This window comes from Zoogloea sp., from assembly GCF_017302315.1.
Classification (GTDB): domain Bacteria; phylum Pseudomonadota; class Gammaproteobacteria; order Burkholderiales; family Rhodocyclaceae; genus Zoogloea.
Map to the genome: position 1 here is coordinate 14,883 of NZ_JAFLDT010000037.1, position 24,208 is coordinate 39,090.

Annotated in this window: 29 protein-coding genes; 15 read left to right on the forward strand and 14 right to left on the reverse strand. The window is 65.9% G+C overall.

What is annotated here, in order from left to right:
* Positions 1-69: 69 nt before the first annotated feature.
* From J0L98_RS12325 to J0L98_RS12375, 11 genes are all read right to left on the reverse strand, one after another.
* Positions 70-1,215 carry an ABC transporter substrate-binding protein gene (locus tag J0L98_RS12325; protein WP_296412076.1) on the reverse strand — a complete coding sequence of 382 codons (1,146 nt, stop codon included), beginning with the start codon at positions 1,213-1,215 and terminating at the stop codon, positions 70-72.
* 360 nt (positions 1,216-1,575) lie between these two features.
* Positions 1,576-1,980 carry a tautomerase family protein gene (locus J0L98_RS12330; protein ID WP_296412077.1) on the reverse strand — a complete coding sequence of 135 codons (405 nt, stop codon included), beginning with the start codon at positions 1,978-1,980 and terminating at the stop codon, positions 1,576-1,578.
* Between the two features lie 62 nt (positions 1,981-2,042).
* On the reverse strand, positions 2,043-2,546 hold the full coding sequence (locus J0L98_RS12335) for a flavin reductase (protein WP_296412078.1): 504 nt from the start codon (positions 2,544-2,546) through the stop codon (positions 2,043-2,045).
* A gap of 23 nt (positions 2,547-2,569) precedes the next feature.
* Positions 2,570-3,532 (reverse strand): PDR/VanB family oxidoreductase, encoded by a 963-nt coding sequence (locus J0L98_RS12340; protein ID WP_296412079.1) that lies wholly within the window; start codon positions 3,530-3,532, stop codon positions 2,570-2,572.
* Between the two features lie 37 nt (positions 3,533-3,569).
* Positions 3,570-4,310 carry an SDR family oxidoreductase gene (locus J0L98_RS12345; RefSeq protein ID WP_296412080.1) on the reverse strand — a complete coding sequence of 247 codons (741 nt, stop codon included), beginning with the start codon at positions 4,308-4,310 and terminating at the stop codon, positions 3,570-3,572.
* A gap of 10 nt (positions 4,311-4,320) precedes the next feature.
* Entirely contained in the window at positions 4,321-4,797 is a 477-nt protein-coding gene (locus tag J0L98_RS12350; protein ID WP_296412081.1) for an aromatic-ring-hydroxylating dioxygenase subunit beta, read from the reverse strand.
* A gap of 16 nt (positions 4,798-4,813) precedes the next feature.
* On the reverse strand, positions 4,814-6,079 hold the full coding sequence (locus J0L98_RS12355) for an aromatic ring-hydroxylating dioxygenase subunit alpha (RefSeq protein WP_296412082.1): 1,266 nt from the start codon (positions 6,077-6,079) through the stop codon (positions 4,814-4,816).
* A 45-nt stretch (positions 6,080-6,124) separates the two neighbouring features.
* Positions 6,125-6,646: a nuclear transport factor 2 family protein gene (locus tag J0L98_RS12360; RefSeq protein ID WP_296412083.1), complete on the reverse strand. Its 522-nt coding sequence runs from the start codon at positions 6,644-6,646 to the stop codon at positions 6,125-6,127.
* A gap of 18 nt (positions 6,647-6,664) precedes the next feature.
* Complete coding sequence (locus tag J0L98_RS12365; protein ID WP_296406707.1) at positions 6,665-7,024, reverse strand: hypothetical protein; 360 nt, start codon at positions 7,022-7,024, stop codon at positions 6,665-6,667.
* A gap of 26 nt (positions 7,025-7,050) precedes the next feature.
* Positions 7,051-8,214, reverse strand: a complete 1,164-nt coding sequence (locus tag J0L98_RS12370; protein WP_296412084.1) for an acyl-CoA dehydrogenase family protein — start codon at positions 8,212-8,214, stop codon at positions 7,051-7,053.
* A 25-nt stretch (positions 8,215-8,239) separates the two neighbouring features.
* Positions 8,240-9,349 carry an amidase gene (locus J0L98_RS12375; RefSeq protein WP_296412085.1) on the reverse strand — a complete coding sequence of 370 codons (1,110 nt, stop codon included), beginning with the start codon at positions 9,347-9,349 and terminating at the stop codon, positions 8,240-8,242.
* A gap of 537 nt (positions 9,350-9,886) precedes the next feature.
* On the opposite strand from J0L98_RS12375, the gene rpoH reads away from it, so the two are divergent.
* Entirely contained in the window at positions 9,887-10,741 is an 855-nt protein-coding gene (rpoH, locus tag J0L98_RS12380; RefSeq protein ID WP_296412086.1) for an RNA polymerase sigma factor RpoH, read from the forward strand.
* A gap of 68 nt (positions 10,742-10,809) precedes the next feature.
* Here rpoH and J0L98_RS12385 read toward each other — a convergent pair whose 3' ends face one another.
* Positions 10,810-11,418, reverse strand: a complete 609-nt coding sequence (locus tag J0L98_RS12385; RefSeq protein ID WP_296412087.1) for an SCO family protein — start codon at positions 11,416-11,418, stop codon at positions 10,810-10,812.
* A gap of 130 nt (positions 11,419-11,548) precedes the next feature.
* Between J0L98_RS12385 and J0L98_RS12390 the strand changes: the two genes are divergently transcribed.
* The 5 genes from J0L98_RS12390 to J0L98_RS12410 all read left to right on the forward strand — a co-directional run bounded on the left by J0L98_RS12390 (position 11,549) and on the right by J0L98_RS12410 (position 16,448).
* Complete coding sequence (locus tag J0L98_RS12390; RefSeq protein WP_296412088.1) at positions 11,549-12,016, forward strand: DUF2244 domain-containing protein; 468 nt, start codon at positions 11,549-11,551, stop codon at positions 12,014-12,016.
* Between the two features lie 46 nt (positions 12,017-12,062).
* Positions 12,063-13,238: a cytochrome c oxidase subunit II gene (gene coxB, locus J0L98_RS12395; protein WP_296412089.1), complete on the forward strand. Its 1,176-nt coding sequence runs from the start codon at positions 12,063-12,065 to the stop codon at positions 13,236-13,238.
* Between the two features lie 10 nt (positions 13,239-13,248).
* Complete coding sequence (ctaD, locus tag J0L98_RS12400) at positions 13,249-14,856, forward strand: cytochrome c oxidase subunit I (protein ID WP_296412090.1); 1,608 nt, start codon at positions 13,249-13,251, stop codon at positions 14,854-14,856.
* A gap of 136 nt (positions 14,857-14,992) precedes the next feature.
* A complete protein-coding gene (locus J0L98_RS12405; RefSeq protein WP_296412091.1) occupies positions 14,993-15,547 on the forward strand; it encodes a cytochrome c oxidase assembly protein in 555 nt (184 codons plus the stop codon).
* A gap of 28 nt (positions 15,548-15,575) precedes the next feature.
* Positions 15,576-16,448 carry a cytochrome c oxidase subunit 3 gene (locus J0L98_RS12410; protein WP_296412092.1) on the forward strand — a complete coding sequence of 291 codons (873 nt, stop codon included), beginning with the start codon at positions 15,576-15,578 and terminating at the stop codon, positions 16,446-16,448.
* A gap of 16 nt (positions 16,449-16,464) precedes the next feature.
* Here J0L98_RS12410 and J0L98_RS12415 read toward each other — a convergent pair whose 3' ends face one another.
* Positions 16,465-16,659: a twin transmembrane helix small protein gene (locus tag J0L98_RS12415; RefSeq protein WP_296412093.1), complete on the reverse strand. Its 195-nt coding sequence runs from the start codon at positions 16,657-16,659 to the stop codon at positions 16,465-16,467.
* Between J0L98_RS12415 and J0L98_RS12420 the strand changes: the two genes are divergently transcribed.
* From J0L98_RS12420 to J0L98_RS12435, 4 genes are read left to right on the forward strand one after another with little or no spacing between them, the layout of a single operon-like run.
* Positions 16,649-17,422: an SURF1 family protein gene (locus J0L98_RS12420; protein ID WP_296412094.1), complete on the forward strand. Its 774-nt coding sequence runs from the start codon at positions 16,649-16,651 to the stop codon at positions 17,420-17,422. The two genes, J0L98_RS12415 and J0L98_RS12420, sit on opposite strands and share 11 nt — an antisense overlap.
* On the forward strand, positions 17,422-17,973 hold the full coding sequence (locus J0L98_RS12425) for a hypothetical protein (protein ID WP_296412095.1): 552 nt from the start codon (positions 17,422-17,424) through the stop codon (positions 17,971-17,973). Before J0L98_RS12420 ends, J0L98_RS12425 begins: the two co-directional genes overlap by 1 nt.
* Positions 17,974-18,007: 34 nt before the next feature.
* Positions 18,008-18,907, forward strand: a complete 900-nt coding sequence (gene cyoE, locus J0L98_RS12430) for a heme o synthase (RefSeq protein ID WP_296412096.1) — start codon at positions 18,008-18,010, stop codon at positions 18,905-18,907.
* On the forward strand, positions 18,904-20,010 hold the full coding sequence (locus J0L98_RS12435) for a COX15/CtaA family protein (RefSeq protein ID WP_296412097.1): 1,107 nt from the start codon (positions 18,904-18,906) through the stop codon (positions 20,008-20,010). The genes cyoE and J0L98_RS12435 overlap by 4 nt, the downstream gene beginning before the upstream one ends.
* 48 nt (positions 20,011-20,058) lie before the next feature.
* Here J0L98_RS12435 and mpl read toward each other — a convergent pair whose 3' ends face one another.
* Entirely contained in the window at positions 20,059-21,405 is a 1,347-nt protein-coding gene (gene mpl, locus J0L98_RS12440) for a UDP-N-acetylmuramate:L-alanyl-gamma-D-glutamyl-meso-diaminopimelate ligase (protein ID WP_296412098.1), read from the reverse strand.
* A 148-nt stretch (positions 21,406-21,553) separates the two neighbouring features.
* Here mpl and J0L98_RS12445 point away from each other — a divergent pair, with 148 nt between their 5' ends.
* The 5 genes from J0L98_RS12445 to J0L98_RS12465 form a co-directional block, all read left to right on the forward strand.
* Complete coding sequence (locus J0L98_RS12445; RefSeq protein WP_296412103.1) at positions 21,554-22,120, forward strand: hypothetical protein; 567 nt, start codon at positions 21,554-21,556, stop codon at positions 22,118-22,120.
* Positions 22,117-22,668, forward strand: coding sequence for a TlpA disulfide reductase family protein (locus J0L98_RS12450; protein ID WP_296412099.1), 552 nt, complete (start codon positions 22,117-22,119; stop codon positions 22,666-22,668). Before J0L98_RS12445 ends, J0L98_RS12450 begins: the two co-directional genes overlap by 4 nt.
* Positions 22,669-22,728: 60 nt before the next feature.
* Positions 22,729-23,223 (forward strand): type II 3-dehydroquinate dehydratase, encoded by a 495-nt coding sequence (gene aroQ / locus J0L98_RS12455; protein ID WP_296412100.1) that lies wholly within the window; start codon positions 22,729-22,731, stop codon positions 23,221-23,223.
* Positions 23,224-23,282: 59 nt separating this feature from the next.
* The gene (gene accB / locus J0L98_RS12460) at positions 23,283-23,735 is read left to right on the forward strand and encodes an acetyl-CoA carboxylase biotin carboxyl carrier protein (RefSeq protein ID WP_296412101.1); all 453 of its coding nucleotides are present in this window, start codon (positions 23,283-23,285) and stop codon (positions 23,733-23,735) included.
* Positions 23,736-23,745: 10 nt separating this feature from the next.
* Positions 23,746-24,208 (forward strand): biotin carboxylase N-terminal domain-containing protein (locus J0L98_RS12465; protein ID WP_296412102.1); only part of this gene is annotated, 463 nt, incomplete at its 3' end.

Here is a 24,208-nt window from a genome sequence, read left to right on the forward strand (position 1 = left end):
AAAGCAGGGCGCGCCGGACGGAGCGCCAGCCCGCGGAAGCCAGGTCGCCCCGGCCTCCGCCCGTGGGCATCAGGGGATCAGGGTCCACTTGCCGCCGCTGACGGTGATCAGCTCGCGGCCACGCTCGTCGAAGCCGCTGTGGTCAGCCGGCGACATGTTGTAAACCCCCTGGGTGGCGGGCATGTCCTTGGTCTGTTCGAGGGCGTCGCGCAGGGCCGAGCGGAAGGCCGGCGTGCCGGGCTTGCCCTTGGCGGCCGCGACGGGGATGGCCGCCTTGAGCAACAGGCCGGCATCGAAGACGTTGCCGCCGAAGGTCGCCGGCTTGACGCCGTGGAGCTTCTCGTAGGCATTCACATAGTCGATGGCGATCTTGCGGGACGGGTGGGCATCGGTGACCTGATCGAGCACCAGCATCAGGCTGGCGGCGAGCACCGTGCCTTCGACCTTCTTGCCGCCGAGCTTGAGGAACTCGGGCAGGGCTGCGCCGTGGGTCTGGTAGAACTTGCCCTTGTAGCCCTGATCGTAAAGGGTGATCTGCGGCAGCACCGCGGGGGTGCCCGGGGCGGCGATCAAGACGGCGTCGGGCTTGGCCATCAGCAGCTTGAGGCCCTGGGCGGTGACGGAGCTGTCGCTGCGCTGGAAGCGCTCGCTGGCCACCACCTTGATGCCCTTGCGGCCGGCGCTCTCGGTGAACACCTTGGCCCAGTTTTCACCATAGGGGTCGGACGAGCCGATGAAGCCCACCGTCTTGATGCCGTGCTTGGCCATGTGGCCCACCAGGGCGTCGGCGATCAACTGGTCGTTCTGGGTGGTCTTGAAGACCCACTTCTTCTTGTCGTCCATCGGCAGCACCACGGCGGCGGTGCCGACCGGGGCCAACAGGGGCACGCCGGCTTCGGCGGCAAACTGGATCACGCCCATCGCGTTGGGAGAGCCGGAGGGGCCGATGATGGCGTCCACGTTCTCCTCGCTGATCAGCTTCTTGATCGCCACCACCGAGGCGGTGGGGTCACTGCCGTCATCCAGGGGGATGTATTGCACCGTGAGGTTGCCGACCTTGGTCGGCATCAGGGGGACGGAATTCTTCTGGGGAATGCCGACCATGGCGATGGGCCCCGTGGAGGACGAAATCACGCCCACCTTGACCTGCGCAAAAGCGGCCCCGGAAAACAGGGTACCCATTACTGCCGACGCTACGAGACGCTTGAATTTCATGATGTTCAATCTCCAGTCAAAGAATGGCACTGCCTGCATCGAGATTTCGTGAGCTTCCGTCCGGAAAAACACGATTCACAAATCTATTCACGTGATTTTTCACGTTTATATCCAAAAATAAAGCCGCTTGCACTGCCTGGTTTTGAAGGACGACTTCCGAATGGGTCCATTCGCTGCAGCGCATCACGGACACTATTCAAGAGCATTCTTCATGCCATTTCCGCCTATTTGGCGGGATTCAGGCGCCCGGGGCCATTTCGGGGGCTTGGGTGAATCCAGGAAAGAGCACCCTTTTCAAAGCTGCCATATTGCAGTGCGGTGACCACCCATTTCGCACCAATTACGTGCCCAATCGCGCCCTCAGCGGCCCATGGCCCGGGCGGTCTTTCCCTCCATGCCGAAATCGGTATTGGCCACATCGAAAATCATGATGCGTACCGGCGCCGGCGGAATGTCCAGCACCTCGCCGATCACCCCGGTGAGACGCCCGATCAGGACCTCCTTCGCCGCCTCACTGCGCCCCGCGATCAGGAACACATGGACGGTCGGGCCGCCTGCGGGAATCGGCTCACCGGCCCGCGCTGCGGCCGCCAAGCTGACCCCGCCCACGCTGACATGCGCCCGGGGCAACTCGATCAGGAAGATCCGGACGGAGGCCTGCGGTGCGGCAATGCTGTCCACGACGGCATCGGTCATGCGCGCCAGCAGCAATTCCTTCTGTGCGTCGGAATGGCCTTCCAGCAGATAGACATTCAGGTTTGGCATGGCTGCAGCCCAATTGGGTAATGAATTGGCGAATTCAGAAGCAATAAAATTGAACCAGGTATTCACCCGGCCGCACGGCTCTCGTCACCGACCCGGTGGTAATTGCGGTTGAAATACACCAGGCCGGGGCGTTGATCGCCCTGACGCATCTGCTGCACCTCGCAATAGAAGATGCTGTGGGAACCCACGTCGTGGATCTGCGCAATGCGACAGTCGAAACTCGCCAGGGCGTCGTCCAGGGCCGGGCTGCCGGTTGCCAGGGCCTGCCAGCGGGCGCGCTGGAAGCGTTCCTCCATGCTCACGTTGCGGTCGGCAAACAGGCCCGACAGATCCTGCTGGTCGCCGCCGAGCAGATTGACGCAGAGCACGCCGTTGGCGGTGAAGAAGCGGTGGGCGTAGGACGAACGGTTCATGCACACCAGCAGCGTGGGCGGCTGGTCGGTGACGCTGCACACCGCCGTGGCGGTGAAGCCGGCCAGCCCGTCGGCGCCGGCGGTGGTGATGACGTTGACGGCGCCGGTGAGCATGGCCATGCCGTTACGGAATTCATGGGTATCGATCATCATGTCTCTCCTTGGGGATGATCCGGCTAGAGGTCCAGCACCAGGGTGTCGCTGAGGGCGCGGGAACAACACAGGAGGATCTGGTCGTTGTCGGCCTTCTCCTCGTCGGTCAGGAAGACGTCCCGGTGGTCGGGGGTGCCCTCCAGCACGTTGCACAGGCAGGTGCCGCAGACGCCCTGCTCGCAGGACACCTTGATCTTGATGCCAACACCGGCCAGGGCGTCGACGATGGTCTGGCCTTCGGCCACATGCACCGTCTTGCCGGATTTCTTCAGGGCCACGTCGAAGGCCTTGCCGCCCGCACTGGGCGCCTCCACCTGGAAGTACTCCTTGTGGATCTGCCCGGCGGACAAACCCAGGCGCCCCGCCTCGGCAATGACCCAATCCATGAAGCCGGACGGGCCGCAGACGTAGAGGTGGGTGCCCGCATCGGCGCCGGTCAGCACTTCGACCAGATTCAGGCGCTGCTCCACCGCACCGTCGTCGAAGTGGGTGTGCACCTGGGCGCTGAAGGGCGCCACCGCCAGCTCGTCGAGAAAGGCACAGGACGAACGGGTGCGCCCGCTGTAGTGCAGCTCGAAGGGCTTGTCCTGGGCAGACAGGGTATGTGCCATGGCGATCATGGGCGTCACACCGATGCCACCGCCCACCAGGATGCTGCGGCGTGCGCCGGCCTCCAGCGGGAAGAGGTTGCGCGGCACCCCGATCTCGACCACGGTGCCTTCGCGGAGGCGCTCGTGGGCAGCGACGGAACCGCCGCGGGAATTCGGATCCTTGAGGATGCCCAAGCGGTAGACCTGGCGATCGGCGGGATTGCCGCACAGGGAATACTGGCGCACCAGCCCCTCGCCCAGATGCAGGTCCACGTGGGCCCCCGCCTCGAAGGGGGGCAGTTCGCCACCGTCTGCGGGCGCCAGGTCTAGGACGAGAACGCCCTGGCCCTGGCACTCGCTGCGGCGGACGACAACCCGGAGCGTTTCTTCAGACATTTTTATGTTTTCCCTTCTGTTGGTTTCGCTTCGCCGCTCAGCGCATGAAGATGCCGCCGTTCACATCCCAGGCGGCGCCGGTGGCGAAGTCGGCTTCGGCGGAGGCCAGCTGCACGACCAGGCTGGCGACGAACTCCGGGTTGCCGAGGCGCCTCACCGGGATCATCTCGATGAGCTTCTCGAGGCGCTCGGGCGGCACGGCGGCGCGCACCGAGGGCAGCTCCATGGGGCCCGGGGCAATGGCATTGACGGTGACGCCGGCAGCCGCCAGCTCGCGGGCGAAGATCTTGGTGAGGGTCAGGATGCCGCCCTTCGACGCGGCGTAATGGGCGCCGGAGGCGGTACCGCCGTTCTGCCCGGCCAGGGAGGCGACGTTGATGAGGCGGCCGTAACCGGCCTGCCCCATCGCCGCACCGAACACCTGGCAGCCGAGGAAGGTGCCGCGCAGGTTGATCGCCAGCACCGTGTCGAACTCTTCCGGGGTGATCTGCATCACCGGCGTGGTGGGCGTGATGGCAGCGTTGTTGACCGCCACATGCAGCCCGCCCCAGCGCTCGCGCACGGCGGCCAGGGCGGCCTCGAAGGCGGACTTCTGCATCACGTCCAGGGCCAGCGGCAGCACCGTGTCCCCGCTCGCATCCAGCTGCGCGGCGGCGGCGCGGGCCATGTCCTCGTTCACGTCGGTGAGGACCAGCTTGTAGCCGGCCGCATGCAGGCGCCGGGCGATGATGTTGCCGAGGCCCTGGGCGGCACCGGTGACGAGGGCGACTTGGCTCATGCTGCGCTCCTTACGGGATGTAGCCGATGCACTGCAGCGCATCGGAGGCGTTGAGCAGGCGCACCACCTTCTGCTGGATGCGGAAGCTGTCGCCGTCGCGGACCAGGGTGTAGGTCAGGTTGGCGGTGTAGTGCTTCTGGATCTCCTTGCGGAACTCCCGCAGGTTCTGGGCACAGCGCACAGTGACGGTCTTGCCGTCGTCGGCGAGGATGCGGAAGCGCGACACGCTGCGGATGGTGCGCGGCGCCGGGGAGGTGGAGATGGACTCGCCGCTGCCCAGGCGGGCCACGCGCAGGCTGCGCATCTTGGCGTCGTCGCAGGCGTAGTTGAGGGTGTTGGCGAAATCGGTTTCGTCCGGGTTGATCGGCACGATGTAGAGGCCCTTCTCTTCCCACAGGGCGAGCCACTCGGGGTACTCGCCGTGGTCGAGCATGTCGGCTTCCTGGCAGATGAAGGCGCTGGCGTGGTTGAGCAGTTCAATGTTCATGGCTTCGTCCTCCGCCTCAGGCGGTCATCAGTTTTTTCCATTGGCGGTAGGCGGCGCGCATGCCGGTTTCCGCACTCACGTCGCTGCGGCGGCCGTCGGCCGTCTCCTGTTCCTTGGCCAGGCCGCGGTTGAGCAGGATCCACTGGTCGGTGCCAGCATTGGAGCCCTTCTGCACGCGCTCCCAGGCCTCGGAGTCATCGGGGGTGCCGAAGCCCATCGGGCCCTGGAAGTGTTCGTGCATGCGCAGGCGGGCGCGGTTGCCGGCCTCGGGGCCGCCATCCATGGTGATCACTGCGTGGTGGATCTCGGTCTCGGTCACCGACACCGGGCGCAGCACCCGGAAGAAGGCCATGGAGCACGCGATGTTCGGGAAGATGTTGAGGTTGAAGCCGGAGCCGCCCACGGCGCGCACGATGCGGCGCACCTGGTCTTCGGGGTAGTCGGCGCGCAGCTCCTCGGCCAGCGCGGCGAAGCGCTCGGGGATGGGGGCCTCCAGGTTGGCCTCCAGGTCCACCAGGTCGGGGATCATGACCATCACGCTGTGGCCGTTGCCCAGGTCTTCCACAAAGCCCGGCCCTTCGACGAAGTCGAGCATCTCTTCAGTCTGCTTGTCCACCGAGGACAGGAAGGACTTGTGCACCAGCGGGAAGTGGTAGGCATCGGTGGTGTTCTCGAGCTGGATCTTCCAGTTGCCGGGGAAGCGGAAGCGATGCTCGCCGCCCACCTTGATCGGGAAGCCGCCGCCCTGCTTCATGAACAGGTCCATCCACTTCCTGGCCGGGCCGAGGAAGTCGACCAGGGGCTCGATGTCGTCCTTGAAGGTGGCGAAGATCATGCCGGCGTATTCCTCGACGCGCAGCTTGACCAGCGGGTAGTCGGCCTTGTCCAGCAGGTCGCCGTAGCTCTCCGGGCTGGGCACGCCGCGCAGGGCGCCGTCCAGGGAGTAGCTCCAGCCGTGGTAGGGGCACACGAAGCTGTTGGTCTTGCCCTTGTGGCCTTCGCAGACGGTGGCGGCGCGGTGGCGGCAGCGGTTGAGCAGCACATGCACCTGCTGCTTGCGGTCGCGCACGGTGACCACCGGCTGGCGGCCGATGTAGCCGGTCTTGTAGCTGCCGGCTTCGGGGATCTCGCTGGTGTGGGCAACCCACACCCAGGTGTTGGCGAAGACCTTGTCCATCTCGTCTTCGAAGATGGCCGGGTCGGTGTAGAGGGAGGTATGCACCCGGTCGTGCTGGACCAGGTCGGCCAGGGTGTGGCCCTTGCTGGTGGTTTGGCTTGTCATGGTGTTGTCTTCCTTGTTTCTCTATCTGATGAGAGGGACGGGGGGCTAGCGCGGCACCGGCAGGGCCGCGCTAGCGTTCCAGGCCGTCACCGGACGGCTGAACAGGTTCTCGGTACGGAAATGGGCCATCCGCCAGACGCCGTCCTGGCGGGCGAAGTCGATGCTCAGCCGGGCTGCGTTGAGGTGTGAAGCGCCGCTGGCGAAGGTGGAGGTCTGCAGCATCACCCAGGTGCCGGTGGCCGCATCCGGGGCATGCACGCGGATCGTCTCGCTGGTCAGGAAATGCACGTTGAGGGCAAAGTGCGCCGGCTCGACCATGTACTTGGCCATCATCGCGCCGATCGCCTCGCGCCCCTCGATGCGCCCGAAGGTGCCCTTGTACTTCTCGCCGATGCCTTCCCACACCGCATCCACGGTGAACAACCCGGCCAGTTCATCCAGGGGCGTGCGGGCATCCAGGTAGTCGCACAGGAACATGTAGCGGTTGATGCAGGCGCGGATGGCGCCTTCGCTTTCCAGGCGGTCGAGGCGTGCCTCGAGCTGGCGGAGGTGGGCGAGGTCGGTCATGGTCGGATCCCCGCGGCCTTACTCGGGAATCACCAGCTCGCGGCCGATGCGGGCCTCGACGCGGATGTATTTCCACAGCTTGTAGGTGCCGTCGCCCACCGGGGTGGCGCGGAACAGGTTGCAGGCGGCGGTGACCGTCTCCAGGTCGGGCACGTCGGCCAGCACGTAGGTGGTCCAGGGGAAGGCGACGGACGGGCCGACCATGATCTGGTCGTCGTCCATGTTGCCCAGCACGCGCACGCCGGGCAGGCGCGCGATGCCCTGCATCATGGCCACGAAGGCGCCCCACACATCCTTCATCTCGTCGGCGGTGCCGTCCATGAAGTTCTGATTGACGCCCATGCAGAACAGCACGCGCAGCGGCTTCTTGTCACTCATCTCAATCTCCCGTGGATCGTTGGGTGTTACAGGTAGCCCGGCAGCGGCTTATGCCCGAAGAGCATGGCGCCGGCGTTCTGGTAGGTGATGTCGCCCATGAAGGCGTGCTGGGTGATCATCTGGGCGTCGCGGACCTGGGCGGCCAGCGGGCTCGATTCATATACGCCGGTGCCGCCGGAGAGCATCTGGGCGCGGCGGGCCACGTCGGCCCCGACACGGGAGGCATGGGTGGTGGACAGGCGCAGCATGCTCACCTGGTGATCGGTGGGCGTACCACCGGCCAGCAGCACCTGCCACACATCGTCGATGGCCTCGTAGAACCACGCACGGGCAGCCCGCAGTTCGGCCTCGATCCGGGCGATCTCGAGCTGAACGTAGATGCGCTCGCCCAGGTTGGGGGCGCCCGTTACCGAGGCGCGCCCGGCGGCCATGCCCAGCACCTCGTTGATGGCCGCACGGCCGATGCCGAGGCCCACCACGGTGAGCACCTGGGCAGCGAAGGACAGGGTCGGGTAACGGTAGAGGGGCGTGTCGAGGGAGGCTGCGCCACCCCGCACGAAGGTCCATTCCTCGGGCACCACCACGTCCTTCACCACGATGTCGTGGCTGCCGGTGCCGAGCAGGCCCATCACATCCCAGTTGGGCACGATCTGCACCTTCTCCCGCGGCATCACGGCCATGCGCGGCAGCCCGGAACCCTCGGCGTTCTTCGGCAGGATGCCGGCGCCCACCACCTCGGCGCCCATGCTGCCGCTGCCCCAGCTCCAGCGCCCGCTCACCTTGAAACCACCTTCCACCAGCTCGGCCGGCTGGGGCGGAAAGATGCCGCCGGCGAAGACCACGTCCGGTCCGTTGGCGTAGAGCTTTTCCAGGGTCGCCAGGGGCAGGGCCGCCAGGTAGACGCCACCGATGCCGAAGCTCGCCACCCAGCCGGCAGAGCCGTCGGCCTCGGCGATCCTCTCTATCAACTGGCAGAACTCCGCCGGCGACTTTTCGTCACCACCGAAGCGCTTGGCCACCAGGGCGCGATACACCCCGACTTCCTTGAAGCGCTGGATGATGTCCGGCGAGATGTGCTGCTGCTTTTCGAATTCCTTCCGACGCTGCCTGATTTCCAGCAGCAGTGCCTCCAGGGCGGCCGCCGGATGGGCGGCGTCACTTTCCCGGGTCTCTTTCATAGCCACTAACATGGGTGTCTCCGCTTGAGAGTTGGTGTCACTGCAACCGACTGGCCACGTGCCGGGCCACGGCACACAGCAATTCGTCGTGCCCCCTGGCCGCGACCAGTTGCAGGCTGACGGGAAAACCGCTCCGGGCTGGCAGCGGGATGGCAATGGCCGGATGGCCGGACAGATTGAAGGGGCGCACCAGCGAGGTCATGCTGACCAGCCGGGAGGTATCGGCAGCCTGGTCCAGGCTGGGCGGGGCATCGGCCATGGTCGGCAGGGCGAGCACGGAGAAGCGTTCCAGTGCGGCATCCACCTCCGCCGCGAAGGCATCGCGGACGGCGTTGGCCGCCGCCACATCGGCCGGGGTGGTGCGGGAGGCGGCCATCAGGCGCTGGGCCACGTCGGCGCCCACCTTGCCGGTCTCGACCAGGTGGCCACAGGCCGCCCAGGTTTCGGCGTTGATGATGACGAGCCCGGCCTGGTAGGCCGCATCGAAGTGGGCAAAGCGGACCGTCCCGGCCGGCAAGCCGCTACCGGCCACCGCACCGGCTACGGCCTCGCGGATCTCCGCCACTGCCGTGACATCCACCAGGCCGATGGACACGCCGTCCAGCTCCGGCAGCGCGCCAAAACCCGGGTCGATTGCCTGCATGCAGGCAATCAGGCTGTCCATGTCGGCCGCAAACGGCCCCACGCAATCCAGGCTGGTGACCGCCGGCATCACGCCCTGACGGCTGACCCGCCCGAAACTCGGCTTGAACCCGAAGACGCCGCAACAGGCCGCGGGAATGCGGATGGAGCCGCCCGTGTCGGACCCCAGGGCCACATCCACCACCCCCGCCGCCACCGCCGCGGCGGATCCGCTGGACGAACCACCGGGAACGAGATCCGGAAAACGGGGATTCACCGGCGTGCCGGCCCAGGCGTTGATACCGGTGGTGCCGAAGGCCAGCTCGTGCATCGTCACCTTGCCGGTGATGCGGTAGCCCGCAACGAGCAGACGCTCGACCACCTCGGCATGGCGCTCGGCCGGCTGCACATCGGCCAGCGCCTGGCAGCCCGCCTGGGTCGGCACACCGGCCACGTCGATCGAATCCTTGATCGCCACGGCCGGGCCGGCACCACCCAGGTTCAGGGTCTTCACAAACATGCTCATCCCGCCACCCCTTGAAAAGAGAACCCAGCTGCCGGCTCCAAGCCGCCCGCCAGGGCCTTTGAATAACAATCACTGATGCAAAGATTAGTTTTGCTAATTTCTAATGTCAACGGAAATTTCACGTGAATGTTCAAGTAAATTTCCAAAAATTTTTTACCTGATAAATGGCAGGCCTCGCCTGGGAAGAGCCTATCAAGCCCTTGATGAAACTAGCCATACAAGTCCGAATGCACATAGCGTGCCAATGATTTTTACGTGATTTATCAACTAAAATTCCGCAAGAACTCGGTCTTTATTGCACCACAACAAGGCGTTTTGCACTGAAGCGGTGCAGGCCCGATGGCGCGCCCTCCGCCGCCGAAAGGCCGACAGCAACCAGGCACATCCTGTGAGCAGCACCTCCAGGACCGAACTCCCGCCGCGGTTCGGCGCAGCACCAGTCAAACGCGCCAGGCGAACAATTTCTCCGGAACCATTCGCCCCCTTAGCACTCTCAAGCCGGGAGTGCTAATATCTGAGCGAAGGAGGTAGTTGCAGATGTCCCACACCCTGTCGTTTCCCGTTCCGTCCGCGGTTGGCAGCCTGGATCAGTACATCCAGAGCGTGAATCGCATCCCGCTGCTGACCGAGAAGGAGGAATCCGATCTCGCCCACAGCTTCCGGGAGAAGGAAGACCTGGAAGCGGCGCGCAAACTGGTGCTTTCCCACCTGCGTCTGGTGGTGGCCGTTGCCCGCGGTTACCTGGGCTACGGCCTGCCCCATGCCGACCTGATCCAGGAAGGCAACGTGGGCCTGATGAAGGCCGTCAAGCGCTTCGACCCCGACCGTGGCGTGCGTCTGGTGTCCTTCGCGATCCACTGGATCAAGGCCGAGATCCACGAGTACATCGTCAAGAACTGGCGTCTGGTCAAGATCGCCACGACCAAGGCCCAGCGCAAGCTGTTCTTCAACCTGCGCAGCATGAAGAGCAGCAGCAGCACGCTGCAGGGCGAGGAAGTGCTGGCCGTGGCCCAGCAACTGGGCGTCAAGCCGGAAGAAGTCCGCGAGATGGAAACCCGTCTGTCCGGGCAGGAGATGGCTCTGGAAGGCGGCAGCGACGATGACGAGGAGCGCTTTGCCCCCATCGCCTATCTGGCCGACCCCCATGCCGAGCCGTCCGACGTGCTGGCGCGGCGTCAGGCTGCCCGCCTGCAGGACGAAGGCCTGCATGACGCGCTCTCCACCCTGGACGAGCGCAGTCGCAGCATCGTCTGTCGCCGCTGGCTGACCGAAGGCGACGCCGCCACGCTGCACGAACTGGCCGCTGAGTACGGCGTGTCCGCCGAGCGTATCCGCCAGATCGAGGCCAAGGCCATGCAGAAGATGCGCACCCAGCTCGCCGCCCTGGCCTGAGCGCCACGCTCCCGACAAAAAGGGCAACCCGCGGGTTGCCCTTTTTGCTTTTCAACGCATCGGGAAGACTACTTCCCCGCCAACAGCTTGCGCAGATCCCCGGCGACCACTTCGGGCTTCTCACCGTGTTTCACGTAAAGGCGCAAGCGCCCCTGCGGATCGAAGACATACGTGCCAGTGGAATGATCAATCGTGTAGGCGGTGCCCTTGGTATCTCCCTGCTTCTGGTAGAAGACCTTGAAGTCCCTGGCCACGGCGGCCGTCGTCTCGACATCACCGTATAGACCGGTGAAGCGCTTGTCGAAGGCCGGGACATACTCGGCAAGAAGCGCCTGGGTGTCACGCTCCGGATCCACCGTGATGAACAGCACCTGCACCTTTTCGGCATCCGGCCCCAACTGGCGCATCACTTCAGCCATGCCAAGCAAGTTGGTCGGGCACACGTCCGGACACTGGGTGTAGCCGAAGAACAGGGTGACCACCTTCCCCCGGTAGTCAGCCAGGCTGCGCGGCGCCCCGGTGTGATCCGTAAGCTGGAAGCCCTTTGCATAATTGGCGCCCGTGATGTCGGTACTGGCAAAGCCGTTTGCCGCACCGCCCTCCCCGGTGGGAGAACAGGCCGCCAGCACAGCCAGCATAACGACAGCCAGCATGCTGCGACGCAACAACGCAATCATTTAATTTTCTCCTTCGATTCAATTACTTATACAGTATTTAAGTGCACTGCAAAAGGAAAAGTCGATGCTACACTGAGCCCACAATTTGATCTGCGTCAAATAGTCGCAGACAGGGCCTGGAGGAGACGCCATGGCTATGACAAAAACAGAGGCAGCGGGCGCGCAGGAATGGACTGCGCGCCCCAACTGCTCCCTGACCCCGACAGCACGCCGCAATCTCGTCTGCGGCATTCTTGCAATCAGCCTGCTGGTGAGCGGCGGCTTTCTGCTGGCCGGCGCCTGGCTGGTTCTTCCCTTCGCGGGCCTTGAGCTCGCCGCCCTCTATATTGCCCTGCGGGCCCTTGATCACGCCGACTCGGCCAGTGAAACCATCCGCCTTGAGGGTGACCGCCTCACCGTCACCACCCACTTCCTCGGCAGGGACAGCCAACAGAGTTTTTCCACAGCGTGGGCCCGCGTCAGCCTGGAAGCCGGCGATGCCCCCGACCCGCTGATCTGCATCCGCTCCCATGGCCGTAGCTGCCAGGTGGGGCGTCTGATGACCCCGCCCCAGCGGCGCCAGTTCTTCTCCGATCTCTCCAGGCGGCTGCGCAGCTAGACCGCAAAGCCGAATTGATCATCCCACGAAAAGACGAGGCCGAGACTTGACCCGACTCAACCCCCGACCCCATGGCAGGTTTTTCGCAGGACTCAGCCTCCTTCTCGCCGCCGGCGCCGCCCGCGCCGACTACACCTGGAACTTCCCCACGCCCGTCACACCCATCGCCCGGGACACACTGAACATCCACAACGAGTTCATGGTGATCATCACCGTGCTCTTCGTGGTGGTCTTCTCGATCATGGTGTATTCCATGGTCAAGCACCGCAAGAGCAGCGGGGTCGAGCCGGCCACCTTCACCGGCCCCACCGGCGCCTTCCAGTGGTTCTGGGTACTGGTTCCCTTCGGCATCCTGCTCTTCATCGACTTCGTGCTGATGGGCATCCCGGCCTTTCACGCGGTGATCGAGATGGAAGACACCCGCACGAAGGCCGACATGGTGCTCAAGGTCACCGGGCTGCAGTGGAAATGGCAGTACGAATACCCTGACTCCGGCATCAAGTTCATCAGCACCATGTCCACCCCCCGGGAGCAGATCGAGGGCAAGGAGGCGAAGGGCGAGAACTACCTGCTCGAGGTGGATAACGAAGTGGTGCTGCCGGTGGGCAAGAAGGTGCGCGTGCTGCTCACCTCCACCGACGTCATCCACACCTGGTGGGTGCCCCAGTTCGGCGTCAAGCGCGACGCGATTCCGGGTTTCCTGCGGGAAACCTGGGTGCGCATCGAGGAGCCCGGGGTGTATCGCGGCCAGTGTGCCGAACTGTGCGGCAAGGACCACGGCTTCATGCCCGTGGTGGTCCGCGCCGTCCCCGAGGCCGAATACGCCGCCTGGGTGGACAAGAAGAAAACCGAGATGGCTGCCGCGGCGGCCGGCAGCGACCGGGCCTGGACCAAGGATGAACTGATGGCCGCCGGCAAGGCCGGCTACGAGAAGAACTGCGCCGCCTGCCACCAGGCCGAAGGGCAGGGCATCCCGCCGGCCTTCCCGGCCCTGGCGGGCAGCAAGATCGTTACCGGCCCGCTGCTCTCGCCGGAAGGCAAGCTGATCCCCGACAGCCATGTGGACCGCGTCCTCAACGGCAAGACCGGCACTGCCATGCAGGCCTTCAAGGCCACCCTGTCGGACGCCGACCTGGCCGCCATCATCACCTACGAGCGCAACGCCTTCGGCAACAACAAAGGCGACATGATCCAGCCCGCCCAGATCAAGGCCCTTCGCTGAGGAGCATCGGATGAACACCGCCACCCACACCCTCGACCCCCATGCCGGCCATGCTCATCACCCCACCGGGCTGATGCGCTGGCTGACCACCACCAACCACAAGGACATCGGCACGATGTACCTGACCTTCTCCCTGCTGATGTTCTTCCTCGGCGGGGCGATGATCCTGGCGGTGCGGGCCGAGCTCTTCCAGCCCGGCCTGCAGCTGATGAAGCCGGAGTTCTTCAACCAGCTGATCGGCGTGCACGCCCTGGTGATGATCTTCGCGGCCCTGATGCCGGCCGCCACCGGTTTTGCCAACTGGATGATCCCGCTGATGATCGGCGCCCCCGACATGGCCCTGCCACGCCTCAACAACTGGGGCTTCTGGCTGCTGCCGCCGGCCGCGCTGCTGCTCACCATGCCTTTCATCCTGGCCCTGTTCGGCATCGGTGATGGCGCCGTGGCCACCGGCTGGACGCTCTACGCGCCCCTGTCGGTACAGGGCGGCATCGGGGTGGATTTCGCCATCTTCTCGATCCACATCCTGGGCATCAGCTCCATCATGGGATCGATCAACATCATCGCCACCCTGCTCAACATGCGCGCGCCCGGCATGACGCTGATGAAGATGCCCCTCTTCTGCTGGGGCTGGCTGGTCACCGCGGTGCTGCTGATCATCACCCTGCCGGTGCTCGCCGGCGGCGTGACCATGCTGCTCACCGACCGGCACTTCGGCACCCACTTCTTCGACGCGGCCGGTGGCGGCGACCCGATCCTGTTCCAGCACCTGTTCTGGTTCTTCGGCCACCCGGAGGTGTACATCCTGCTGCTGCCGGTGTGGGGCCTGATGCCCCACGTACTGTCCACCTTCACCCGCAAGCCCATCTACGGCCACACCGCCCAGGTCTATGGCTTCATCGCCATCGGCGTGCTGGGCCTCATCGTGTGGGCCCACCACTTCATGACCGCCGGCCTGCCGGTGCCGGCCCTGCTTTACTTCATGTACAGCACCATGGCCATCTCCCTGCCCCTGGCGGTGTTGTTCTTCTGCTGGATCGCCACCATGTGGCGGGGCGCCATGAGCTTCGAGACCCCCATGCTCTTTGCCATCGGCTTCATCGTGCTGTTCGGCATCGCCGGCCTCACCGGCCTGGTGCTGGCCGACGTGGCCGCCGATGCCCAGTACCACCACAGCTACTTCGTGGTGGCCCACTTCCACTACGCCCTGTTCGCTGGCGGCATAATGGGGGTGATGACGGGCGTGTATTACTGGCTGCCAAAATGGACCGGCCACATGTACAGCGAGCGCCTCGGCAAGTTGCACTTCTGGCTCACCGTAGTCAGCTTCAACTTCACCTTCATGCCCCAGTTCTTCCTGGGCCTGGCCGGCATGCCCCGGCGCATCCCCGACTACGCCCTGCAGTTCACCGAGTTCAATGCCATCTCCACCGTCGGCGCCTTCGTGCTGGGCCTGTCGCAACTGCTCTTCGCCTGGAACATCTGGCGCTGCGTGAAGGGCGGTGACAAGGCCACCGATCAGGTCTGGGAAGGCACCAGCGGCCTGGAATGGGAGCTCAGCTCACCGCCCCCCTACCATTCCTGGGACACCCAGCCCGTCATCAAGTCCAGCAACTGAGGAAGCCCGGCATGCATCTCGACGACTCCGACCTCGCCCTGCGCCGCCGCGCCTCAGCCCGCTTTGCCTGGGTGCTGGGCGCCGTGGCCGCCGGCCTCTACATCGTCGGCTTCTTCATCCAGCGCTAGGCCTCATCGTGAACGAAGCCGCCCTGCCCCCACCCCGCAAGCACGGCCGCCTGGTTGTCCGGCTGCTGCTGCTGGCGGCAGGCTTCTTCGCCTTCGGCTTCGCCCTGGTGCCGCTCTACGACACCTTCTGTGAGGCCGTCGGCTTCAACGGCAAGACCCTGCGCGACGCCACCCAGACAAAGGATCTGCCGCCCAGCGCGGTGGATTACAGCCGCACGCTGGGCGTGCAGTTCACCTCCACCCTGATGCCCGGCCTGCCCTGGGAGATCCGCCCCCTGGAGCCTGCCATCGAACTACATCCGGGCGAGCTGCGCACCACCCGCTTTCTGGTGCGCAACCTGTCCGACCAGACCATCGTCGGTCAAGCCGTACCCAGCGTGTCGCCCACGGTGGCGGCGCGCAGCTTCCAGAAACTCGACTGCTTCTGCTTCACCCAACAAACCCTGGCCCCGGGCGAAAGCCGCGAGATGGCCCTGACCTTCGTCGTGGACAGCGGCATCAGCAAGGACATCTCTGAGCTGACCCTGGCCTACGCCTTCTTCCCCGCGCCGCCGAAACCGTGATTCAACCCCTTGCCTTCGGGAGCACGCCTTGACCGCCTCGCACGCCACCACCGCCGCGCCCCACACCACGCACTACTACGTGCCGCAGCCCAGCCTGTATCCGATCCTCCTGTCGGCGGGCATGTTCCTGCTGGCACTGGGTTTCATCCTGCTGATGAACAAGTTCGCCCCCGGCCCGTGGGTCATGGGAACCGGAGCAGCGGTGATCATCTTCGTGCTGTTCAAGTGGTTCGGCGCAGTGATCGCCGAGAACCAGCGCGGTGACTACACCGACTGGGAGGACAAGTCCTTTCGCCAGGGCATGGTGTGGTTCATCGGCTCGGAGGTGATGTTCTTTGCCGCCTTCTTCGGCGCCCTGTTCTATTGCCGGGTCATCTCGGTGCCGGCCCTGGCCGGCATGGACCCGGCTTTCACCCTGTACGAGGGCTTCACCGCCGCCTGGCCGACCTCCGGCCCCAAGGGCGCCAGCTTCACCCCGATGGGTGCCTGGGGCGTACCGGCCATCAACACCGCCCTGCTGCTGACCTCCGGCGTCACCCTCACCTGGGCCCACTGGGGCCTGATGAAGGGCAAGCGCAGCCAGCTCAATCTGGGCCTGATCCTGACGGTGCTCCTCGGCGTGATCTTCCTGGGCTTCCAGGCCTGGGAATACCACCACGCCTATACCGAGCTGGGCCTGACCATGGGGGCCGGGGTGTATGGCGCCACCTTCTTCATGCTCACCGGCTTCCACGGCTTCCACGTCACCCTCGGCGCCATCATGCTGGCCGTGGTGGCGGGCCGCTGCCTGTCGGGGCATTTCGATGCCAAACGCCACTTCGCCTTTGAGGCGGTGGCCTGGTACTGGCACTTCGTGGATGTGGTGTGGCTGCTGCTGTTCGTCGTGGTGTATTGGTTGTAGGCGAGAAGCGCCGGACTCACCCGGCGTAGCCACCAAGACGCCCGGCCACCAGCAGGCCGGCAAAGAGCAAGAGGGAGAGGGAGATGCGCAAGGTGAGCGCCCGCACAACCCGGTCGCCGTTGCCCTTGTCGCGATAGAGAAAGACGAGGCCCGAAAAGAGGCTGCCAATGACCAGCAACAGCATGAATACCACCGCCAACTTGAACAGCACAGCGCGCTCCTTCAAGGTTTTCAACCGATTGTGCGCCCGCCTTCAGGCCGCCACAAGCCGCCGGCGCTTTCGTCCGTCGGTATGGGGTGGCGCACTGGCCTTCGTGCTTGCAGCCGGCTGCATCCAGCTGGGCAACTGGCAGCACGCCAAGGCCGACCGCAAGCAGGCTGCCCAGGCCCTCCTCGACCAGCGGGGCAGCGACGCGCCGGTAAGCCTCGGCGCCACCCTGGTCGACGCAGAGGCCCTGCGCTCCCGCCCGGTGGTGGTGCGCGGCCGCTTCGACACCGCCCGGCAGATCCTCCTCGACAACCGCATCCACCGGGAACAGGCCGGCTACCACGTCATCACACCCCTGCACATCGAAGGCAGCGACATGCGCGTGCTGGTGAACCGGGGCTGGATCCCGGCCTCGGCCCTGCACAGCGACCTGCCGCAGGTGGACACCCCCACCGGCCCGGTGGCCCTGCACGGCACGGCCGTGGTGCCGGGCACCCGCTTCTTCACTCTGGGCAGCGAACCCACCGGTGAAGGCTGGCAGCCCGTGTGGCAGAACCTCGACCTGAGCCGCTTCACCCGGCTGGCACCGTGGCCACTGCAGCCGGTGGTCCTGCAGCTGGCCCCCGATGCGCCCGCCGGCTTTGCCCGGGAGTGGCCCCGCCCCGACGAGCGCTTCGAGCGCCACCTGTCCTACGCCTGGCAGTGGTACGGCTTTGCCGCCTCGGCCGTGCTGATCTGGCTGGCCCTCGGCTGGAGGCCCCGCTGATGCGCGGAAACCGCACCCTGGCGCTGGTCCTCGGCCTGCTCCTGCTGCCTTTTGTCGTGGCCGCAAGCCTCTACGCAGTGGGCTGGCATCCGGACAGTGCGGGCAACCATGGCGAACTTCTATCCCCCCCGCGTGACCTGCCGCCCCTGGTCGATGCCAGGGGTGCCCCTCTGGTCCGCAGCGCCGCCCCCCACTGGCGCCTCGTGATAGCCGGCGCCGGCCCCTGTGACGACGCCTGCCGCAAGTGGATCGTCCTGACCCGCCAGGTGCATGTGGCGCTCTACAAGCAGATGTCACGGGTGGAGCGCACCTGGCTCACCGACCAGGCCAACCCCAATGACGCCGCCCTCCTCACCCTTCAGCCCGACCTGCACACCGCCGTCGCCGCCGATGCAGCCTCCCGCGCCGCCTTCGACCTGGAAAGCGGCGGACACCGGGTGTACGTGGTCGACCCCGAGGACAGGATCATCCTGCGCTACGCCTCCGATGCCGACCCCCGCGGCATCCTGAAGGACATGGAACGCCTGCTGCGCTATGCGTGGGCAGGCTGACACGACGCACCGCCCCATTCCCCGGAGACCCCTGATGCCGACGCTCCTTCCCAGCACCACCGCCCCCACTCCCCTCGGCCTGCGTCTGGCGGCCTTTGCCACCCAGTGCAAACCGCGGGTCAACAGCCTGATCGTGTTCACCGCCATGATCGGCATGTTCCTCGCCGTTCCGGGCTGGCCGCCTGCCAGGCTGATGCTGGCCGCCACCGTGGGCATCGCCCTGGTGGCCGGCGCGGCGGCGGCCATCAACTGCCTGGTCGAACGCACCATTGACGCCCGCATGGCCCGCACCCGCGGCCGGGCCCTGCCCCTGGGCCTGATCACCCCCGCCGAAACCCTCACCCTGGCCTGCCTCACCGGCGGCGCCGGCCTGTGGCTGCTGCACGTGGCGGTGAACCCCCTGACCATGTGGCTGACCCTGGCCACCTTCATGGGCTACGCCATCGTCTATACCCTGATCCTCAAGCCCGCCACGCCCATGAACATCGTCATCGGCGGCGCCTCCGGCGCCATGCCGCCGGTGCTCGGCTGGGCCGCCATGACCGACTCCATCGGCCTGCCGGCGCTCGCCCTGTTCCTCATCATCTTCCTGTGGACTCCGCCGCACTTCTGGGCCCTGGCCTGCTACCGGCGGGAGGAATACGCCCGCGCCGGCCTGCCCATGCTGCCGGTGAGCCACGGGGTGCCGCTGACCTGCCTGCACATCCTGCTGTACACGGTGCTGCTGGCCGCTGTCTCCTACCTGCCCTGCACGCTGGGCCTGTCCGGGGCGACCTACGCCGCGCTGGTCAGCCTGCTCAACCTCGGCTACCTGCGGGAGGCCTGGATACTCTGGCGCAACTACTCGGACGACCGCGCCCGCCATGCCTTCCGCTACTCGCTGATCTACCTCACCGGCCTGTTCGCAGCCCTGTTCCTGGACCGGCTGGCATGAAAAGGCGCGCCAGCCACACCGCGGGGCTGCGCCGCGCCGAAACCTGGCAACCCGAGACCTGCTCACCGGTGGGCCCGGCCTACCGCAGGCTGGCTACAATCGCCCTGCTGCTCGCACTGGTGGTGGTGTCCCTCGGTGCCTACGTGCGCCTCTCCGATGCCGGCCTGGGCTGTCCGGACTGGCCGGGCTGCTACGGCAAGCTGGTGGGCGTGCCCGAACAGGCCCACGAGCTCGCCCACGCCGAGGCCCGCTTCGGCCAGTCCGTCGAAGCCCCCAAGGCCTGGAAGGAGATGATCCATCGCTACGCCGCGGGTACCCTGGGCCTGTGCATCCTCGCCCTCACCGCCATCGCCTGGCGCCATCGGGTCCGGCGTCGGCCGTGGCTGGAACTGGCCCTGCTGGGGGTGGTGACCGGCCAGGCCCTGCTCGGCATGCTCACCGTTACCCGCCTGCTCAAGCCCGTGATCGTCACCAGCCACCTGCTCGGCGGCATGAGCACCCTCGCCCTGCTCGCCCTGATCGTGCTGCGCGAAGGCCGCAGCCCCCGACCGACAGCCTTCCCAACCGGATTGAAAGTCCTCGCTATCCTGGCCACGGCAAGCGTGCTGACGCAGATCGCTCTCGGCGGCTGGGTCAGCAGCAACTACGCCGCGACCATTTGCGCCGACTTTCCCACCTGCCAGGGCAGCTTCCGACCCGAAACAGACTTCCACCACGCCTTCACCCTGGACCGCGAACTCGGCAACACGGCCAGCGGCGAGCTTCTCCCGGCCGCCGCCCTCACCGCCATCCACTGGACCCACCGACTGTTCGCCGGCGTCGTGCTGGGCATCGTCGGGGCGTTCAGCCTCTGCCTGCTACGCCGGCACGAGGGCCGCAGGCACGGACTGGCGTTGCTCGCCACCCTCGCCCTGCAGATCTCCCTGGGCATCGCCAATGTGCTGTTGCAACTGCCCCTGCCGCTCGCGGTGGCCCACAACACCGGCGCCGCGCTGCTGCTGTGCGCCGTACTGGCGGCGACCTGGAAGGTCCTGAATGGCGAAAAAGCCCGCCATCCCTATGCGATGGCGGGCTTTCCTCGACGTTTCCAGGCGATCCGTTAAGCAATCCCGGCAGCGGATGCCGGCTCCGCACTCTCTCGGGTGGCCTGCTCAGCCCGACAGGGCCTCGAGCAACTTGCCGTGGATCCCGCCAAAACCACCGTTGCTCATGACCAGGATGCGATCACCCTCCCGCGCCTCGGCAACGATCGCCCTGACCAGCACGTCCAGATCGTCCTCGACCACGGTCTTCCCGGCTATCGGTGCGAGCGCCTCGCGGGCATCCCAGCCCAGGTTGGCGGCATAGCAGAAGACCTTGTCGGCCTGGGCCAGGCTGGCCGGCAGCTGGTCCTTCATCACACCCAGCTTCATGGTGTTGGAGCGCGGCTCCAGCACGGCCAGGATGCGCGCCTCGCCCACCTGCCGGCGCAGACCTTCGACGGTCAGCGTAATGGCCGTGGGGTGATGGGCGAAATCATCGTAAACCGCCACCCCGCGCACGGTGCCGCGCAGTTCCAGGCGACGCTTGACCCCCTCGAAGCGGGTCAGGGCATCCAGCCCTACTTCCGGCGTCACGCCCACATGGCGGGCGGCGGCGATGGCCGCCAGGGCGTTGGCCCGGTTGTGCCGCCCCGACAAGGGCAGGCGCTTGCGGCCGATCTCCCGGCCCTGGTGACGGACCACCACCTCGTCCTCGGCACTTCCCTCGGCTATCGACCAGCCGGCTGCATCGTTGAACCACTCCAGCTCGGACCAGCACCCCCGCTCGATGACCTGCGGCAAGGTCTCCTCGGCGGCATTCGCGACGATCCGCCCGGAGCGGGGAATGGTCCGCACCAGATGATGGAACTGTGTCTGGATCGCCGCGAGATCGGCAAAGATGTCCGCATGATCGAATTCCAGATTGTTCAGGATGGCGGTCCGTGGGCGGTAATGGACGAACTTGGAGCGCTTGTCGCAGAAGGCGGTGTCGTACTCGTCCGCCTCGATCACGAAGAAAGGCGACTCGGTCAGGCGGGCCGACACACCGAAGTTCTTGGGCACCCCACCCACCAGAAAACCCGGGTTGAGCCCGGCATCCTCGAGAATCCAGGCCAGCAGCGAGGTGGTCGTGGTCTTGCCATGCGTGCCGGCCACGGCGAGCACCCAGCGCCCCTGCAGCACGTTCTCGGCCAGCCACTGGGGGCCGGAGACATAGGGCAGGCCCTGGTCGAGGATCGTCTCGAGCAGCGGATTGCCGCGGGAGATCGCATTGCCCACCACAAAGACGTCCGGCTTCAGGCCCAGCTGCTCCACACCATAGCCTTCCACCAGACCGATCCCCTGCTCCTCCAGCTGGGTGCTCATAGGCGGGTAGACGTTGGCGTCGCACCCCGTCACCTTGTGGCCGGCCGCCCGGGCCAGCAGGGCGATGCCCCCCATGAAGGTGCCGCAGATACCAAGAATGTGAATATGCATAGTCGGGAAGGCGGAAACAGTGCCGCAATAGTCGTGTGTAGAATGGAAGGCATTCTAATCGAACGGGGAGCTCCGACCTTCCATGCCGCGCCCTGCCGTTCCGCACCGCAGCAACCTGCGCCGCGAGATCGCCGCCCTGGCGGCCCGCATGATCGCCGAAGACGGCGTCACCGACTACGGCTTCGCCAAACGCAAGGCCGCCCGCCAGCTCGGCGCCATCAACGCCGACGAACTGCCCAACAATGCCGAGATCGAAGCGGAAGTCCGCACCTACCTCGCCGTCTTTCAGGACGAAGAACATCTCGAGCGCCAGTTCGCCCTGCGCGTGGCCGCCCTGGAGGTGATGCGCGAGCTCGAACCCTTCCGCCCCTACCTCACCGGTGCGGTACTGGAAGGCACGGCCGGCCGCTACTCCGAGGTGGAGATCGACCTCTTCCCGGAGAGCGCCAAGGAGGTGGAGATCTTCTTCCTCAACCACGACGTGGCCTACGAGCACCGGGAGCCGCGGCGCAACCAGCCGGACGGCCCGGAGGCCATCCTGGTCTTCGACTGGGGCGACATCCCGATCCGCCTGCGCATCTACTCACCCGACCTGGAGCGCCTCAACCGGCGGGGCAGTCATGGCGCCCGGCAGATGGAACGCGCTCGCCTTTCCGTCGTCGAAGCCCTCGTCAACGACAGCACACCCAGCATCACCGCCGGCATCCAGCCATGAAATTCACCACCCGCATCCTCCCCGCCCTGATCATCGCCGTGCTGGCCACCGCGGCGGGCCTGTATTCATCCCGCCACAATCTGAGCGCCCCGGCCCAGTCGGCCGACGCCGCCCCTTCAGGCGCGGTCGGCAAGCTGCTGGCCCTCGAACTGCCCGACGCCACCGGCAAGAACCAGCCCCTGTCCCAGTGGAAAGGCCAGGTCCTGGTGGTGAACTTCTGGGCGACCTGGTGCCCGCCCTGCCGGAAGGAAATGCCGGCCTTTTCGGCCATCAGCCAGAAATACGCGGACAAAGGCGTCCAGTTTGTCGGCATCAGCATTGATACGGACGAAAACGTGCGCAAATTCCAGGCTGCCACCCCGGTCGCCTACCCCCTGGTCGTCGCTCCGCCCAGCGTGGTGAGCCTGTCCGAAGAGCTGGGCAACCACTCCCAGGCCCTGCCCTTCACCCTGATCATCGATCGGCGCGGCGCAGTCGGGCTGGTCAAGGTCGGCACCTTGTCCGAGCAGGAACTCGAGCGCAAACTCGCCGAACTCAGCCGCTCGTAAGCCACGCATTCACCGCCAGGCGATGGACAAATTGCGCCAATCTGCGGCAAACTTGCACTCATGACGCGGAAAAATCGCACACCTGAAGCCAGCATGGACGACCTGCAACAAGCCCGCATCCTCGTTCTGCACGGCCCCAATCTCAACCTCCTCGGCCGCCGTGAACCCGGCATCTACGGCCTGACCACCCTCGCCGACATCCATGCGGCGATGGAGAGTCGCGCCAAGGTCGATGGCGTGCTGCTGGAGTCGTTCCAGAGCAATCATGAGGGTGAATTGATCGACCGGGTCCAGGCCGCCGGCACCGAAGGCGTCGACTTCATCATCATCAACCCGGCTGCCTACACGCACACCAGCGTGGGGATCCGGGATGCCCTGTCGGGTGTCGACATCCCGTTCGTCGAAGTGCACCTGTCCAACATCCACGCCCGCGAGCCATTCCGGCATCACTCCTACTTTTCCGACAAGGCCGTCGGAGTGATCTGCGGACTGGGTGCCCAGGGTTACCAGCTCGCCCTCGAGTTTGCCCTGTCGCGCCTGCGCTCCCGCGGCTGAACCAGACACCGGCCCCCGCGTCGTCCGACGCCGGGGCACCAACAATCAAGGGGAATACAATGGATCTTCGCAAGCTCAAGAAATTGATCGACCTGGTCCAGGAATCCGGCATCTCCGAGCTGGAAGTCACTGAAGGCGAGGAAAAAGTCCGCATCGCCAAGCACGTCTCGGGCCCGGCCCCCGTCAATTACGTCGCCCAGATGCCGGCTGCCGCACCTGCCGCCGTCGCGGCACCGACCACCGCCGCTGCCGCCCCCGCCGAGCCGGCACTGCCGGACGGCCATGTCGTCAAGTCGCCGATGGTCGGCACCTTCTACCGGGCCAGCGCCCCGGGCGCCAAGCCCCTGGCCGAGGTCGGCCAGAGCGTCAATGCCGGCGACGTGCTGTGCATCATCGAAGCCATGAAGCTGATGAACGAGATCGAAGCCGACGCCTCCGGCACCATCAAGGCCATCCTCCTCGAGAACGGCGAGCCCGTGGAGTTCGGCGAACCCCTCTTCATCATCGGCTAAGCCCATGGCCATGTTTGAGAAGATCCTCATCGCCAACCGGGGCGAGATCGCCCTGCGCGTGCTGCGTGCCTGCCGCGAACTGGGCATCAAGACCGTCGCGGTGCACTCCGAGCCGGACGCCGAAGCCAAGTACGTCAAGCTGGCCGACGAATCCGTGTGCATCGGCCCCGCCTCGTCGACCCTCAGCTACCTCAACATCCCGGCACTGATCTCCGCTGCGGAGGTCACCGATGCCGAGGCCATCCACCCGGGCTATGGTTTCCTGTCCGAGAACGCCGATTTCGCCGAGCGGGTCGAGCAGTCCGGTTTCGTGTTCATCGGCCCGCGCGCCGAGACCATCCGCCTGATGGGCGACAAGGTTTCCGCCAAGGACGCCATGAAGGCGGCCGGCGTACCCTGCGTACCCGGCTCCGAAGGCGTGCTGCCCGACGACCCGAAGGAGATCGTCAAGATCGCCCGGGCCATCGGCTATC